Here is a 15,041-nt window from a genome sequence, read left to right on the forward strand (position 1 = left end):
GCCAGGGTTGAGCGGTTCAGGCGCGCAGGGCGCGCCAGGTTGCAAAGCCCGCGACGCAGAACAAGACCGAGCCGAGCAGGTGCAGCACCGTATGCGCCAGCGCCCAGCCATACTCGCCGCGCTGGAGCAGCACCACGGATTCGCCCGAGAAGGTGGAGAAAGTGGTCAGCCCGCCGAGGAAGCCGGTAATCGCAAACAGCCGCCATTCGGGCGCAAGGTGCGGATGCGCGGTGAAGAAGCCGAGCGCCAGCCCGACCAGATAGCCGCCGATGAGATTGGCCGCCAGCGTGCCGGCCTGGACAAAACCATGCAGGCTGCCGAGCCAGATGCCCAGCCCCCAGCGCAGCCAGGCGCCGATGGCTGCCCCGAGACCTACCGCCAGCCAGCTCAATGATTTACCCACTTGGCCTTGGCCGAATCGTCGCTGCTGCGGGCGTCGACCCAGCGCGCGCCCTCCGGGGTTTGCTCCTTCTTCCAGAACGGGGCGTCGGTCTTGAGGTAATCCATGATGAATTCGCAGGCCGCGAAGGCTTCGCCGCGATGCGCGGAGGCGCAGGCGACCAGCACGATCTGGTCCAGCGGCGCCAGCGGCCCGATGCGGTGGATGACGAGCACGCCGAACAATTCCCAGCGCGCACGCGCCTGGGCGACGATGTCTTCCAGCGCGCGCTCTGTCATGCCTGGATAGTGCTCGAGCTCCATTTCAGAGACAGAAGCGCCTTCGTTGAGGTCGCGCACGGTGCCGACGAAACTCACCACGGCGCCGACCCGCCCCTCGCCTTCGCGCAGGCGCGCGATCTCGCGCGACAGGTCGAAGTCCGCCTGCTGCACCCGGATGTCAGTGACGCTAGCGCTTGGGATGGTGCTCCCTGTCATCGGCCGTCCTTCGCGTGGCGCATGAGCAGTTGCTCGATACGGGTTTCGGTGCGGGCGTCAGCCACGGCCGGCAGTCCCAGGAGCGCGCGCAATTCGGCAGCCGGACCGCTCTCCGCCTGCTGCTGCCCTGCCTTGTGGCCAGGCTTGTGACCCGACTTGAGCGAGCTTTGCAGCACTTCGACCTGCAGCTTGAGGCGCTCGCGGGCGAACTCGGCGCCGCTGTCGATGCCGGCCCCGATCTCGAGCCGCAGCAGTTCGTGCAGCAGGCGCTCGCGGTTGGCCGCCAGGAGCTGCGCATAGCCGGCGCGGTCGCCCTCCAACGCAGCGAGCGCCGCGTCGAAACGCGTGCGCAGCACGGCTTCATAGCCGCCCTCGAGCGGCAACAGCGCATCCCAGCGCCCGCGCCAGTCCGATGGGTTGGTCTGGGCGTCCGGATTGACCAGGGCCGCCTCGAGCGCCTGGATCAGGCGCAGCTTGTCGCGCACGGCGCCGGCCAGCGCCAGCCCGGCGGCGCGGCGCGCCACGTCGGCATGGTGCTGCACCGCCGCCACCGCGGCGTGGTAGCGCTTGTCGATGCGCACTTCGTGGGCGCGCGGCACCGGGCCGATCGCCTGCCACTCGCTTGCCGCCTCGCGCATCAGCTTGCCGGCGGTGGCCGGGGTGGCCTCCGGCGCCGCCGCTTCCAGGCGTGCACACAGGGCTTCCTTGGCGGCCTCGTGGGCGCGCCGTTCACTGTCGGCGGCATGCGCGTGCTCCTTACGGCCCGCAAACAAGGCGTCGCAGGCGGCGCGGAAGCGCTGCCACAGCGCCTGCTCGGCCTTGCGCTCGAGCGGCAGCGCGCGCGCATGCTCCTGCCAGCGGTGCTGGAGGTCGCGCAGGCGGTCGACCGCATGGCGGTCGTGCGGGTCGAGCCCGAGCGCCTCTTCGATCAATTGCTCGCGCACTTCCATTTCGCCCTTGCGCTGCTGCTCCAGCGGGCGCTGCAGGGTATTCAGGGCGCTTGAAAACAAGCCGTCGAGGCGTTTCTTTTCCTTGCGGTCGACCGGCCCCAGATGGCTCCAGGCGGTGCGCAGGCGCTGCACGGTGCCGGAGACGTGCTTCCAGTCGGCCTCGCCCGATTCGAGCCGGGCGATCTCGCCTTGCGCTTCGTCGACCAGCGCCTGGCCGCGCGCGGCATTCCCGTGGCGCTCGTCGGCCAGGTGGCGGAAATGGGCCGCGGCCGGGGCGTAGGCCGTGGTGCAGGCGGCGTCGAAACGCTCCCACAGCGAGCGCGGCGCCGGGCCGGACAGGCTGTCGAGCGCCTTCCAGCGCTCGCGCATGCTGCCGACCTTCTTGGCCAGCTCGCTCATTGCCAGGCTTTGCATGGCCAGGGTTTCCACCGCCTTGATCAATTCTTCGCGCGAGACATTGCCGCCCCAGCGCGCCCAGTCCGACAGGCGCTTGAGCTCGGCGCGCACGTGGGCCAGCCGGTCGGCTTGCGCCGGCAGCAGGCGCAGGCCCTTGTCCTTGCTGTCCTTGAGCGATTTGTCGAGTTCTGCGGCAGTGCCCAGGGAACCTTGCTGCAGGGCAGCTTCCATGGCGTCGAGGCGGTCGAGGAAGTCCTGGTCGGCGCCCTTGTTCTGGGTTTTTTGCGATGGTTTTTGCGCGGCGGCTGCGCCCCCCGCGGCCGGCGCCGGCTCCTTCGGCTTGCGCGCTTCCTGCGGCAGGCTCCCCAGCAGTTCGTCGAAGCGGCGCTGCAGCTCGGCGCCCTGCGCACTGGCGGGCAAAGCCGGCAGGCGCTGCCATTGCTTGCGCAGCGCGTCCGCCTTGAGTTCGGTGATGGCTTGCGCCTGCCACTGCAGCAGCGCGGCTTCGCGCGCGCCGAGGGCGGCCTGGTCTTGTGCGAGCGTGGCCAGGCTGGCGCCAAGGCGCGCATGTTCGGTGGCGAAATCGGCCACCAGGGCGCGCGGCAGCGCGGCGTGGCCGGGGGCGACCAGCGCCTCGGCCTGCTCGCGCCCCAGCGCGTCGAGGCGCTCGCCGAACGCTGCGGCGTCAAAACCGCTGGATTCCAGCTGGCGCAGGGCGGCAAGGCGGTCGATCATGGCGCGCTGCAGCTGCACCTGGTTTTCCAGGCGCTTACCCAGTTCGGCGCGGACGGCGTCGAATTCGACGTTCAGCTCGGGCGCGACGATTACCCCCCATTTACGATCGAGCTCGGCCACATGGTTCGGGGTCAGCAAGTCGTCGTTCAGCAGCGTGCGCGCCTGGGCCAGCGCTTCGTGCCCGCGGCGCAGCTCGGATTCGTGGTGGCGGATGGCGTCGAGGCGCGACTGCATCATCTTGGCGACGCGCCGGTCGAGGTTGCGCATGGCCGTGTGCACGCGCTCGAGCTGGGGCCGGCTGTGGACCAGCTCGGCCGCGCTCAGGCGCAGTTCGGAAAATTCGGAAGACAGGATGAAGGCGACGGCGGCTTCTTCGTCGCCGTCCAGGTGCTTGAGCTGTTCGGCCTGCTGTTCGCGCGGCGTCGGTGCGCCGGCGGCCCCGCCCGGGCGGGCAGGCTGCGCCGGCTGCGGCGCCTGGCCGGGCGATCCCTCAGCGGCAGCGCCGGCCGCAGGCTTGTCGCCACCTTGCCGTTTGAATAGGAATTCGAACATGATGAAATCGCACTTCCAAAACCCCCATCATAGCAAAGAACCAAGGCGGCGCCCGTCCGCCGACGCTCAATGCGTGACGTAGAGCGAGGCTCCCGCGGCCGCGCTGTGCCGCATGGAATTCCGGGGCATGGCGCCGCCTGGCGCCGGCGCCGGCGGGGTGCGATTCTCGTGCTGCCAGGCGTCATGGGCCAGCATATGGTTGGCGATCGCAAACCAGGATTCGCTCGGGATGTGCATGCGCGCCACCGGGAACAATTCGCGCTCTTCGCGGTCGAGGCGCTCCAGCAGCAGCTTGCAGCATTGCTCCAGGGCGGCGCCGAAACTCTTGTCCTGCACGGCCGCCGCGGCGTGGGCGTCGGCCCGGGCCTCGATCGCCGCCATGGTCAGCGCATCGAGTTCGGCCAGCAGTTCCCCGGCGACGCCGGCGCGGCGCAGGGCCGGCACCACGAACTTGTCGAGCTTGCGCCAGTAGCAATTGTCGAAAGCCACGCGCAAGGCATCGCAGGCCAGCTCGAACTGGCGCGGCGTGGGCGCGGCGTGCTGCGCCGCGGCCGGGCGCCAGCGTTCCAGCAGCGATTGCAGGGCCATGCGGGAACTGGCCTGCTCGATGGACAGCGCGACCAGCGTATAGGTTGACGTGAGCATCTTGTCTCCTCTCAGAATGCCGCCGCCAGCATGGGGCCCGGTCGGGGCCGCATTGACTTGGCTGGGGAAGCTTTTGTTAGTGGCAGGCGCGCAGTATTTATTCTTGTCGCTGGCCTGTGGGATCTCGTAGTGTAGAGACATGTCCCATCACGGGTTTGAGGTGGCGCAAGCCCGGACCGGTGGACTTTGGAGACATTTTGGTGGCCGTGTTGTCCAAATAAGATCGGCCTCAGTCGAGTTCCAGCTCCTGTTTTCCCTGCAGCACGAACGCTGGTTCTCTCTGAACGCCGACTGACGAAAATAGGGGCCCGCGATGAAGAAAGACGAACGCACCTTGTTTCTGGCAGGCCTGGTGGGGGTCGGCGCGATTATTACCCTGATCTCGTTTGTACCTTGTCCAACTCGCACTCAGGGCTGGTATTTCTTAATCGCACTCGGGCTCATGGCTGCCCTGGTGGCAAGCCAGATACCTGGCGTTTTACATATCACGCTCGACCCAGGCGCTTCTTCCAAAATCAAGTCCGGAGGCGCCATCGCGGTTTTCGCAATGGTCGTTTTCCTCAAGCCGGCAGCCCTTGGCGCCACTGAAGCAGAAAAGCAGTTTTCCAATACCTCATGCCAGGGTCCGGTGCCCGAAGGAAAAGAGCTGGATCAACGTGCCCTTCCCGATGATTTAAATCCAAGCAAGGAAGGGACGATCAAGAGCAGCGAATCGCTGGGGCGACCCGTCAGGTTCATCTTCGACTACCCCCACGGGGAATATGCCGGACCGCGTCACTGGAGCCAGGTAAAGGAAGGAGTTTGGATCGAAACCTATCCAGACGGTAACATTTTTAGTGCCTTTCGAGAAATCGGAAGGACCACACACGATGGATGCGAAGGCATCGTCGTCGAACGCCAGGACAATGCAGGTTTCAAAGTTTTCATTCCCGACAGGGACTGTCAAAACATGCGCCTATGGTGGCAAGCAGGATCAGGAGACTGGAATTTCCTGGGGAAGATGACATCGGTCGAGTAAGCGGCGGGACTTATCCATTTGCATAAGCACAGACACTTCCAATCACGAAAATACGCTTCCGAGCCGCTCCCCAAATGCTTCCGGTAATGCATGGGTGAGGCGCACGTCCGGACAGCCGTGCCAGCGCGCGCAACGCTGTATCGCGGCCGCGACATCGCCCACCAGCCGGTCGCTGGGCCGCACGCCTGGCTCGAGCACGATGCTGCGCAACTCGAATTCGCCCGCCTTGCGGTGCGCCTTGGCATCCACCCTGCCCACCAGCGCGCCGCGGCGCAGGATCGGCAGCGTGAAATAGCCGTATGTGCGCTTGTGGGCCGGCGTATAGCATTCGAGGCGGTAGTCGAACCCGAACAGCTCGAGCGCGCGGCGGCGGTCCCAGACGATGGGATCAAAAGGCGACAGCAAGGTCGTCAGGCTGGGCGACAGCCTGCCCGCGGCCGCCCGCTGCGCCAGTTCCGCGTGATCCGGGTGGATATAGACCGGCTCGTCCCAGCCTGTGACGCGGGCGCGCAGCAGCAGGCCTTCGTCGGCCAGCGCAGCCGGATCGGGATGCGGACGCCGGGTGCGGTGATAATCGGGAATCCACGCTGCCTTCGCCACTCCGAGCGCGCGCACCGCCTGCAGCACGAAGCTGCGCCTCGCCTCGCCCACTGCCGGCATGCGGCCGTCGTGCCATTCCGGGTGCACCCGTTCGGCCAGATCGTAGATGCGCTGGAACTTGTGGCGCCGCGCGATCATCAGCTCGCCGGCCGTGAACAGCACTTCGAGCGTGCGCTTTTCCGGCTTCCACTCCCACCAGCCGCCGCCCTTGCCATCGCTGCGCCCGAAATCCGACGAGCGCACCGGCCCGTTGGCGCGCACATGCGCCAGCAGCGCCGCGACCTCGGGCGCGCGCTCGCGCATCCAGGTGGCCGAATACTTCCAGCCCATCGCTTCCGGATCGAGCATGCGGTGGCGGTACAGGCCATAGTCTTCGATCGGCAGGAAGCAGGCTTCGTGCGCCCAGTATTCGAACAGGCTGCCCTCGGCGAGCAGTTCGTCCAGCCAGGCGGGCTCGTAGTCGCCCAGCCGGCTCCACAGCACGAGATAGGGACTGCGCGCGACCACGCTGATGGTATCGATCTGCAGCATGCCCATGCGCCGGATCGCGGCCAGCACGTCGGCCTTGGCTGCCCGCTTGCGGCGCGGGGCCAGCATGTCCTGCGCCGCCAGGTGCAGGGTACGTGCGGCGCCCAGGGACAATTCGATAGTCGGTGTCAGCATGCTTGCGTTCATTTGAGGATTCTCATGACGATTCAATACTACTGTAAAAATACACAGTATTTGTTGGGGCGGGCGAGCAGTCTGCGATATAGTAGGCGCCAACCCCGAACTTTCCATTTTAACCATGCGGCTGCTGCACACCTCCGACTGGCACCTCGGCCAGACCCTGCACAATTTCGACCGGTCCTACGAGCACGGGTGCTTCCTCGACTGGCTGATCGATACGATCGTGAGCGAAGAGGCCGACGCGCTCCTGATCGCGGGCGATATTTTCGACAACGCCAATCCCTCGTCCGCCGCCCAGCGCCAGCTGTATGGTTTCCTGCAGCGGGCAAAGGCGCGTGCGCCGCATGTCCAGATCGTCGTCATCGCCGGCAACCACGATTCGCCAGGCCGCCTCGAAGCACCGGGTCCGCTGCTGGAAGCGCATGGCACAGTCGTGATCGGCAACGTGGTGCGGGATCGGGAAGGCGTCATCGACCTCGAGCGCCTGATCGTCCCCCTGCGTGGCAAATCGGGGAACATCGAAGCCTGGTGCCTGGGCGTGCCTTTCCTGCGTCCCGGCGACGTGCCGAAAGCGGACGCCGAAGGCGACGCCTACCTGAACGGCATCGCCCTGCTTTACCAGCAGGCCTTCGAACTGGCGCGGTCGCGCCGCCTGGACGGCCAGGCAATCCTGGCGATGGGCCACTGCCACATGGTCGACGGGCAATCCTCGATCGACTCCGAGCGCCGCATCGTCATCGGCGGCACCGAGGCGCTGCCCGCTTCGATGTTCGATGCGGAGATCGCCTATGCCGCCCTTGGCCACCTGCACCTGGCCCAGCGCGTCGGCAAGAAAGACCATCTGCGTTATTCCGGCAGCCCCTTGCCGCTCTCGTTTGCCGAAGTCGGCTACCAGCACCAGGTGCTGCGCATCGACCTCGACGGCCCGGTGGCGAAAGAAGTCACACCCCTGTTCGTGCCGCGCGCGGTCGACCTGCTGCGCGTGCCACCGAAACCGGCGCCGCTGCCCGAGGTGCTGGCGGCACTCGACAAGCTCGAGCTCGATCCCGACCTGCCCCCCCATTGCCGGCCCTACCTGGAAGTGCGGGTGCTGCTCGACGGCCCCGAGCCGGGCCTGCGCGCCCAGGTGGAGGCGGCCATTGCCGGCAAACCGGTGCGCCTGGCCAAGATCGAACCAACCCGCAAAGTGGTCACGCGCGAAGACGGGGCCGACGCGCTCACCCTCGACCAGCTGGCCCAGCTGCAACCAGACGACATCTTCCGGCGGCTGTGGCAGCAGCGCTTCGGCGAAGACGCGCCGACCGAGCAGTTGTCCGCCTTTGCCGAACTGATGCTGCCCGGCGACGCGGAGCACGCATGAAGATCCTGCGCATCGCGGGACGCAACCTGGCGTCCCTGGCGGGAGACTTTTCCGTCGACTTCGCAGCAGAACCGCTGGCATCCTCCGGCCTGTTCGCGATCTGCGGCCCGACCGGCGCCGGCAAAAGCACCCTGCTCGACGCGCTTTGCCTGGCTTTATATGGCAATACCCCGCGCCTGCAACAACGCAGCAGCCGCGGCGCCCTGCCCGACGCCGGCGGCGAATCGGTCTCGACGACCGACGCCCGCAATCTGCTGCGCCGTGGCGCAGCCGAAGGCCACGCGGAAGTCGACTTCGTCGGCAACGACGGCATCGCCTACCGCGCGCGCTGGAGCGTGCGGCGCTCGCGCAACAAGGTCAGTGGGCTGCTGCAGGCCTCGAACATGACCCTGCACCGCCTGCCCGAGCTGGCCGCGCTGGGCGGCACCAAGACCGAAGCCCAGGCCGAAATCGCGGCGCGCATCGGCCTCTCGTTCGAGCAGTTCACGCGCTCGGTGCTGCTGGCCCAGAACGAATTTTCGGCCTTCCTGAAAACCGACGAGAACGAACGCGGCGAGCTGCTCGAAACCCTGACCGGCAGCGCCGTCTACAGCGAGATCTCGAAGCGCGCCTACGAGCGCTACAAGCAGGAACAGGATGCCGTGCGGCGCCTGACGCTGCGCCTGGCCGACCAGACCCCGCTGGCGCAGGAGGCGCGCGCCGGGCTCGACTCCGAACGCGCCGCCGCCGAGGTCGCACTGCAGGCGGTCGACATGCGCCGCGCCTTGCTCGAAGCGCAGCTGCGCTGGCACCAGGAACGCGAACGCCTGCGCCTGAACGAGGCGCAGGCGGACAGCCTGCTGCTGGAAGCGCGCGTCAAGGCCGAGGCCGCGCGCGAGCGGCGCCTGCGCCTGGCCACGCTCGACGAGGTGCAGGGGGCGCGCCCGCTCATGGCGGAGCTGGCCCGGCTGGACGCGGAACGCGCGCAACTGGAAGCGCTGCTTGCCAAGGGCCAGGGTGAACTGGCGCGCGCTGCGGAGGCCTCGCGCCTTGCGCTGCACGAAGTGCACACCGCCACGCTCGCGCAGGCAGCGGCCGACGCGGCGCAACAAGGCGCTGCCGCGCAACTCGATGCCGCCAAGGCGCTCGACGCGACCATCAACACGCTGCAGGAGGCGCATGCGCAACTGACCGACCGGCGCGCCCTGGCGGCGCTGGACGCCACGCGCACCGCCGACCTGCTGGCCGCCGCCGGCGCCCGCCTGGCGCAGACGCGCGACGCCGAGGCGCGCAGCGCCGCCTGGCTGGACGCGCATCGCCGGCATGCGGGGCTCGCCGCCCAATGGCCGCGCTGGGACAAGCTGTTCGTCCAGGCCGCCCAAGCTGCCGGCGCCGAGGGCGCCAATCTGGCCGCACTGGCGAAAACCGAGCGCGCGCGCGTGAATGCCGCCGCCACCCTGGAAGCGGCGCTCGATGCCACCGAACGCGCGGGCGTGCGCATCGCCGAACTCGAGACCGCGCGCCAGGCCGCCACCGCGGCCCTGGCCGCCTTCGACCTCGACGCCCTGCACGGGGAACGCCAGGGTCTCGAAGCAAGACGCGAAGCGCTCGCCGCAGCCGCCAGGATCGCCAAAGGCTTGCAAGCGGCGCGCGAACACCTGGCGCGCATCGACGCCGACATCGAACGCACGCGCGCAGCGCGCGCCGCCGCCGAAACGCAACTGGCGGCCGCCGCCGCCGCCGCGGAAGGCCTGGCCAGCGCCGCCGCCCAGGCCGAACATGCCTTGAGCGCAGCCGAGCGGGCCGTGGCCGGCAATGTCGAAGATCTGCGCGCGGCCCTGGCCGAGGGCGAACCCTGCCCGGTCTGCGGCAGCCAGGCCCACCCTTACGCGCACCAGGACGCGCGCCTGCATGCGGTCTTCGACCTGCTGCGCGGCCAGGTCGCCGAGCGCCGCGCCGGCGTGCAACACAACCTGTCGGAACAGGCCACACGCCGCGCCCAGATGGCCGCTGCCGGCGAGCGGCTGGCCTCGTTGGGCGACGAACGGGTCACGCTGGTGCAGGACATCGGCGAACTCGATGCCACCTGGCGCGATAATCCCGTGGCCCGCGATGCGCCACCCGAGGGTGAGCGCAAGCCGTGGTTCGAAGCGCAGATGAACGCCGTGCGCGAGGCCCTGCTGGCCGTCGAGACGCGCCAGCAAGCCGCGCGCCGCGCCGCCCAGGCACGCGAGGCCGCGCAGACGGCTTTCGACGCCGGCAACGCCGAGCACCTGCGCGCGCGCGACCTGGCCCAGAACGCGCGCAATTCCCTCGCGGCGCTGGAGCTCGAGCACACCACCTTCAGCACCCGGCTGGAGCACGACCGCGCCGCGCTCGGCGCCCTGCTGGCCGAACTCGATCCGGTGCTGGCCGAAGCCGCCGGGGACGGCTGGCAGGACCTGTGGCGCCGTCATCCGGCACAGTGGCAGGCCGCGCGCGCACTCGAGGCCCAAGCCTGGACTGCGCAAGCGAGCGAGTTGGCGGAACACCGTTCCGCGCTGGCCACTGTCGAAGCCGCACAACGTGAAGCGGCCGTGCGCGCCGAGCATGCGGCCGGCGCGGCCCGTGCGGCCCAGGAAGCGTTTGCGCGCAGCGAAGCCGAGCTGCGCGAACGCCGCCAGGCGCGCGCCTCCCTGTTCGATGGGCGCGCCGTCGGCGACATCGAACAGTCCTTGCGCCTTGCCATCACCGCTGCGCGCGAGACCCTGGCCGCGCGCCACGCGGCCGCCGGCGAAGCGGCCCAGCACGAGACGCGCGTGCGCAGCAGCTTGAACCAGGCCCAGGAACGCATTGGCGCCGTGCAGGACGATGCCCGCGACGCCGCCGCCAGGCTCGCCGACTGGATCGACGACTACGCCGCCCACCACGGCGAACTCGAGCCCGTGGAAAACCAGGCGCACCTGGCCAGCCTGCTGACCGTCGGCGCGTCCTGGCTGGCCGAGGAACGCGCCGCGCTGGCCGAACTCGACGCGGCGCTGGCCAAGGCCGTCACCGTGCTGGCCGAGCGCAAGTCGCAGCGCGACCTGCACGAGCAAAGCGCCCCGCCCGATGGCGCGATGCACGACAGCGCCGGCGTGGCCGACGCTTTGGCGACGGTGCTGGAAGAACGCAGCGCCGTGAACGAGCGCGCCACCAGCCTGCGCCTGCAGGCGGCGCAAGACGACGAGCGCCGGGTCAAGGCGCAATCGATGCTGGCCGAGATCGAACGCCAGCAGGCGATCGAGACGCGCTGGGGACGCCTGTCCGAACTGATCGGTTCGGCCGACGGCAAGAAATTCCGCAACTACGCCCAGCAGTTCACGCTCGATGTCCTGCTCGGCTACGCCAACAGCCACCTGAACCAGCTGGCGCGGCGCTACCGACTCGAACGCGTCGACAACGCCGGCGCCCCCTCGCTGGCCCTGATGGTGCGCGACCAGGACATGGGTGGCGAAATCCGCTCGGTCAACTCGCTCTCGGGCGGCGAGTCCTTCCTCGTCTCGCTGGCCCTGGCCCTCGGCCTGGCGTCGCTGTCCTCGAACCGGGTGCGGGTCGAGTCGCTCTTCATCGACGAAGGCTTCGGTTCGCTCGACAGCGACACCCTGGGCGTGGCAATGGACGCGCTCGACGCGCTGCAGTCGATGGGAAGGAAAGTGGGCGTGATCTCGCACGTGCAGGAGATGACGGAGCGGATCGCCGCGAAGATCCAGGTGCGGCCGGCCGGCGGTGGCAGCAGCGCAGTGAGCGTCGGCGTGTGATGGGGGCGGCAGCCGCCAAATCCACGTTCCGCCCCGTTGTACAATGGCGTCCTTTGCGACCACCACCAAGCCCACCATGAAGCCCGCCCGCACACTCACTTTCAAATGCGCCAAGTGCGCCAAGCCCGTCACCGTTTACCTGCAAAAGGTTTCGGCCTGTTCGCATATCCAGCCTTACCAGGGCATCTGCGGCTGCGGCGAAGCCAAGCGCCATGCGACCGGCAATCCGGATGCGGTGAAGTCCTTCGTCGAGTCGAGCGACGGTAACTGGCATCATCACCATTAATCCGATGAAGCGCATCGAATGGGTGGAAAACGGCGAGCCGCGGTCGGCGCTGTGGCGCTCGGAAAGCGGCTGGCCGGCGCCGAAGAAAGTCGTCATCGCCGACGACACGATGACGGCCGACGCGGCCTGGCGCCTCGCGCTCGACGGCACCGCCCTGCTCTGGCGCGGCGACTTCCAGAATGCGCGCCAGCTGGTGCAGGCGCTGGCGCGCCGCATCGATCATAAAGGCGCGCGCACCAAACGCGCCAAGGCCACCAAGGCCGCACCGACGCTGCTGGAAAGCTTCCACCGCCATCGCCTGGCGCAGCTGCAGCGCGCCCGCACGCTGGCGATGCTCCTGATCCCGTTCGAGGCCGACTACACGATCCCGCTGCGCCGCGCGCCCGACGTGCGCCAGGCCTGCACCGAGGCCTACGGCGCCGCGACCGAGCCCTTCGTGGTGTCGCTGCGCGAGCTGCTCGGCCTGATCGGCGCGCATGAGTGGCGCAGCAAGGGCGTACCGATTGCGGCGCTCGACGACCGCATTCACCCCTGGTACGGCGTGTTTTCCCCGGTGCGCGGCGAGTATGTCGAGCTGGTGGCGCAGGCGCCGCTGCCGCAAGGCGCCAGGCTCGCCTTCGATATCGGCGCCGGTACCGGCGTGTTATCCGGCGTGCTGGCGCGGCGCGGCCTGCGGCGCGTGATTGCAACCGATATGGATGCGCGGGCGCTTGGATGCGCACGCGAGAACATTGCGCGCCTGGGACTCGGCAGCCAGGTCGAGATCATCCAGGCCGACCTGTTCCCCGACGGCCAGGCTGACCTGGTCGTGTGCAATCCGCCCTGGCTGCCCGGCAAACCGAGTTCCGCGATCGAGTATGCGATCTACGATCCGGACAGCCGCATGCTGCGCGGTTTCCTGAACGGCCTGAAAGCGCATCTTGCGCCGGGCGGCGAAGGCTGGCTGATTCTCTCGGACTTCGCCGAGCATCTCGGCCTGCGCACGCGCGAACAGCTCACCGGCTGGATCGACGCCGCCGGTCTGGTCGTCGAGGCACGCCACGACGTGCGTCCGACACATGCGAAAGCGATGGATGCGGATGACCCGCTGCATGCGGCGCGTTCGCAGGAAGTGACCTCCTTGTGGCGCCTGCGCGCCGCGTAAGCAACTTCATTTGCATCCCGCGGCGCGAAGCAGTACAATAGCGCTGCGGGGTGGAGCAGTCTGGCAGCTCGTCGGGCTCATAACCCGAAGGTCACAGGTTCAAATCCTGTCCCCGCAACCAATATCGTACAAAAGCCCGACTCCTGCAGCCGGGCTTTTGTTTTCTGCGGCAGCAAAAAGCAGCACGAGCCGATGAGAGACAAGAAAGACAACGCGACGATCGATTTGCCCGGCTTCGAGCCGGTCGACCCGCCCGCACCCGTTGTCGAAGCACAGCGCGCCACTCCCAGGGCCCGCCGCGTCTCCCTGAAACAGGAACAACTGGATCTGCTCGGCCTGCTGGAAGAAACCGACACCTCCGGCCTGCCTGCCTGGCGCCGTGACGACAACCTAGACCTGACCGGCTTGCCGGTATGGGCGCCGGCACCCCGGTAGTCCGCACATCGGTCTCCCTTTGGCCAATCCTCGGACTACCATGCAAACCCAATCGTTTACCTCGCTGCCGCTCGCGCCGCGCTTCCTCGACAACCTCGCCACCCTGGCTTACCACGAGATGACGCCGATCCAGGCCGCCTGCCTGCCGTCGGTGCTCGAAGGGCGCGACCTGATTGCCCAGGCCAAGACCGGCAGCGGCAAGACCGCCGCTTTCGGCATCGGCCTGCTGCACAAGCTCAATCCCGCCTGGTTCGCCATCCAGGGACTGGTGATGTGCCCGACGCGCGAACTGGCCGACCAGGTGGCCAACGAACTGCGCCGCCTCGCGCGCGGCGTCGGCAACGTCAAGATCCTGACCCTGACCGGCGGCGTCGCCATGCGCCCGCAGATCGCTTCGCTCGAGCACGGCGCCCACATCGTGGTCGGCACGCCGGGCCGCATCCGCGACCACCTGGGGCGCGCCACGCTCGACCTGTCCAAGGTGCAAACCCTGGTGCTGGACGAAGCCGACCGCATGACCGACATGGGCTTCTACGACGAGATCGCCGGCATCGTCAGCGCCTGCCCGCAGCGCCGCCAGACCCTGCTGTTCTCGGCCACCTATCCGGACGACATCCGCTACGCCACCGCGAAATTCCTGAACGAGCCGCTCGAAGTGGCCGTCGAAAGCCAGCACAGCGCGACCCAGATCGAACAGCGCTTCTTCGAGGTCGGCTTCGAGGGCCGCGACGAAGCCGTCGCCAAGCTGCTCAAGCATTACCAGCCGGTGTCGACCCTGGCCTTCTGCAATACCAAGATCCATTGCCGCGAGCTGGCCGAGACCCTGCGCGCCCAGGGCTTTTCCGCGCTGGCGCTGTACGGCGAGCTGGAACAGCAGGAGCGCGACGAGATCCTGGTGCTGTTCGCCAACCGCAGCTGCTCGGTGCTGGTGGCAACCGACGTCGCCGCGCGCGGCCTGGACATCGCCAACCTCGACGTCGTGATCAATGCCGACGTCTCGAAAGACCCGGAAGTGCACGTGCACCGCATCGGCCGCACCGGCCGCGCCGGCGAGACCGGCCTGGCCCTGACCCTGGCTGCGCCGAACGAAAAGAAATGGGTGCGCCTGGTCGAGGAATACCAGGACATCAAGGTCGACTGGCACAAGCTCGAGGACCTCGGCGAGCACCAGGAAGCGGCTGCGCCGGCGCCGATGGTCACGCTGTGCATTTCCGGAGGCAAGAAGGCCAAGCTGCGCCCGGGCGACATCCTCGGCGCCCTCACCGGCGACGCCGGCTTGACCAAGGAACAGGTCGGCAAGATCAATGTCACCGAGTTCAACAGCTATGTCGCGCTCGACCGCCATGCCGCGCATGCCGCCATCGCGAAACTCAACGACCGCGGCGCGCCGAGCCCGGAATTCGGCGGCATCAAGGGCCGCTATTTCAAGATGCGCTTCCTCGAGGTCTGAGCCCTGCCCGCGCGGCCCGGCCGCGCACTTGGCCGAGTTGTAACAGAGATGTAACAGCTCCGCACGGTTGGCTCAGCAGCGCCACCCCTGCGGGGCAAATCTGGCATGATTTGTCAAAATACAAATACCGAGCCAGGACACAGATTCCTTCCGCGTCACGGCACGGT

General features: G+C 68.1%; 12 protein-coding genes and 1 tRNA gene. 8 read left to right on the forward strand and 5 right to left on the reverse strand.

Annotation, left to right across the window (positions count from 1 at the left end; genetic code table 11):
- Positions 1-16: 16 nt before the first annotated feature.
- From crcB to AC56LR_RS17265, 4 genes are all read right to left on the reverse strand, one after another.
- Complete coding sequence (crcB, locus tag AC56LR_RS17250) at positions 17-403, reverse strand: fluoride efflux transporter CrcB (protein WP_497132045.1); 387 nt, start codon at positions 401-403, stop codon at positions 17-19.
- Positions 388-876: a molybdopterin synthase catalytic subunit MoaE gene (gene moaE, locus AC56LR_RS17255; protein ID WP_497132046.1), complete on the reverse strand. Its 489-nt coding sequence runs from the start codon at positions 874-876 to the stop codon at positions 388-390. The genes crcB and moaE overlap by 16 nt, the downstream gene beginning before the upstream one ends.
- Positions 873-3,509 carry a DUF349 domain-containing protein gene (locus AC56LR_RS17260; protein ID WP_497132047.1) on the reverse strand — a complete coding sequence of 879 codons (2,637 nt, stop codon included), beginning with the start codon at positions 3,507-3,509 and terminating at the stop codon, positions 873-875. Before AC56LR_RS17260 ends, moaE begins: the two co-directional genes overlap by 4 nt.
- 66 nt (positions 3,510-3,575) lie before the next feature.
- Entirely contained in the window at positions 3,576-4,154 is a 579-nt protein-coding gene (locus AC56LR_RS17265; protein ID WP_497132048.1) for a hypothetical protein, read from the reverse strand.
- 313 nt (positions 4,155-4,467) lie between these two features.
- Between AC56LR_RS17265 and AC56LR_RS17270 the strand changes: the two genes are divergently transcribed.
- Positions 4,468-5,172, forward strand: coding sequence for a hypothetical protein (locus AC56LR_RS17270; protein ID WP_497132049.1), 705 nt, complete (start codon positions 4,468-4,470; stop codon positions 5,170-5,172).
- Between the two features lie 42 nt (positions 5,173-5,214).
- Here the strand turns inward: AC56LR_RS17270 and AC56LR_RS17275 are convergent, their stop codons facing one another.
- On the reverse strand, positions 5,215-6,435 hold the full coding sequence (locus AC56LR_RS17275; RefSeq protein ID WP_497132050.1) for a winged helix-turn-helix domain-containing protein: 1,221 nt from the start codon (positions 6,433-6,435) through the stop codon (positions 5,215-5,217).
- Between the two features lie 124 nt (positions 6,436-6,559).
- Here AC56LR_RS17275 and AC56LR_RS17280 point away from each other — a divergent pair, with 124 nt between their 5' ends.
- The 7 genes from AC56LR_RS17280 to dbpA all read left to right on the forward strand — a co-directional run bounded on the left by AC56LR_RS17280 (position 6,560) and on the right by dbpA (position 14,874).
- The gene (locus tag AC56LR_RS17280; protein ID WP_497132051.1) at positions 6,560-7,801 is read left to right on the forward strand and encodes an exonuclease SbcCD subunit D C-terminal domain-containing protein; all 1,242 of its coding nucleotides are present in this window, start codon (positions 6,560-6,562) and stop codon (positions 7,799-7,801) included.
- Entirely contained in the window at positions 7,798-11,559 is a 3,762-nt protein-coding gene (locus AC56LR_RS17285) for an AAA family ATPase (protein ID WP_497132053.1), read from the forward strand. The genes AC56LR_RS17280 and AC56LR_RS17285 overlap by 4 nt, the downstream gene beginning before the upstream one ends.
- Positions 11,560-11,635: 76 nt before the next feature.
- On the forward strand, positions 11,636-11,845 hold the full coding sequence (locus tag AC56LR_RS17290) for a hypothetical protein (protein ID WP_497132055.1): 210 nt from the start codon (positions 11,636-11,638) through the stop codon (positions 11,843-11,845).
- Between the two features lie 4 nt (positions 11,846-11,849).
- Complete coding sequence (locus tag AC56LR_RS17295; protein ID WP_497132057.1) at positions 11,850-12,989, forward strand: methyltransferase; 1,140 nt, start codon at positions 11,850-11,852, stop codon at positions 12,987-12,989.
- 44 nt (positions 12,990-13,033) lie between these two features.
- Positions 13,034-13,110 (forward strand) — tRNA-Met (locus AC56LR_RS17300).
- Positions 13,111-13,181: 71 nt separating this feature from the next.
- On the forward strand, positions 13,182-13,424 hold the full coding sequence (locus tag AC56LR_RS17305) for a hypothetical protein (RefSeq protein WP_497132059.1): 243 nt from the start codon (positions 13,182-13,184) through the stop codon (positions 13,422-13,424).
- Between the two features lie 40 nt (positions 13,425-13,464).
- The gene (dbpA, locus tag AC56LR_RS17310; protein WP_497132061.1) at positions 13,465-14,874 is read left to right on the forward strand and encodes an ATP-dependent RNA helicase DbpA; all 1,410 of its coding nucleotides are present in this window, start codon (positions 13,465-13,467) and stop codon (positions 14,872-14,874) included.
- The last annotated feature ends 167 nt before the right edge of the window (positions 14,875-15,041 follow it).

The organism is Telluria sp. ZT3P39 (assembly GCF_059685935.1).

What these genes read in the sequence shown, in the direction of transcription:
- moaE (WP_497132046.1), bottom strand. Translation starts at nt 876, where the DNA reads ATGACAGGGAGCACCATCCCAAGCGCTAGCGTCACTGACATCCGGGTG.
- AC56LR_RS17260 (WP_497132047.1), bottom strand. Translation starts at nt 3,509, where the DNA reads ATGTTCGAATTCCTATTCAAACGGCAAGGTGGCGACAAGCCTGCGGCC.
- AC56LR_RS17265 (WP_497132048.1), bottom strand. Translation starts at nt 4,154, where the DNA reads ATGCTCACGTCAACCTATACGCTGGTCGCGCTGTCCATCGAGCAGGCC.
- AC56LR_RS17270 (WP_497132049.1), top strand. Translation starts at nt 4,468, where the DNA reads ATGAAGAAAGACGAACGCACCTTGTTTCTGGCAGGCCTGGTGGGGGTC.
- AC56LR_RS17275 (WP_497132050.1), bottom strand. Translation starts at nt 6,435, where the DNA reads ATGCTGACACCGACTATCGAATTGTCCCTGGGCGCCGCACGTACCCTG.
- AC56LR_RS17280 (WP_497132051.1), top strand. Translation starts at nt 6,560, where the DNA reads ATGCGGCTGCTGCACACCTCCGACTGGCACCTCGGCCAGACCCTGCAC.
- AC56LR_RS17285 (WP_497132053.1), top strand. Translation starts at nt 7,798, where the DNA reads ATGAAGATCCTGCGCATCGCGGGACGCAACCTGGCGTCCCTGGCGGGA.
- AC56LR_RS17290 (WP_497132055.1), top strand. Translation starts at nt 11,636, where the DNA reads ATGAAGCCCGCCCGCACACTCACTTTCAAATGCGCCAAGTGCGCCAAG.
- AC56LR_RS17295 (WP_497132057.1), top strand. Translation starts at nt 11,850, where the DNA reads ATGAAGCGCATCGAATGGGTGGAAAACGGCGAGCCGCGGTCGGCGCTG.
- AC56LR_RS17305 (WP_497132059.1), top strand. Translation starts at nt 13,182, where the DNA reads ATGAGAGACAAGAAAGACAACGCGACGATCGATTTGCCCGGCTTCGAG.
- dbpA (WP_497132061.1), top strand. Translation starts at nt 13,465, where the DNA reads ATGCAAACCCAATCGTTTACCTCGCTGCCGCTCGCGCCGCGCTTCCTC.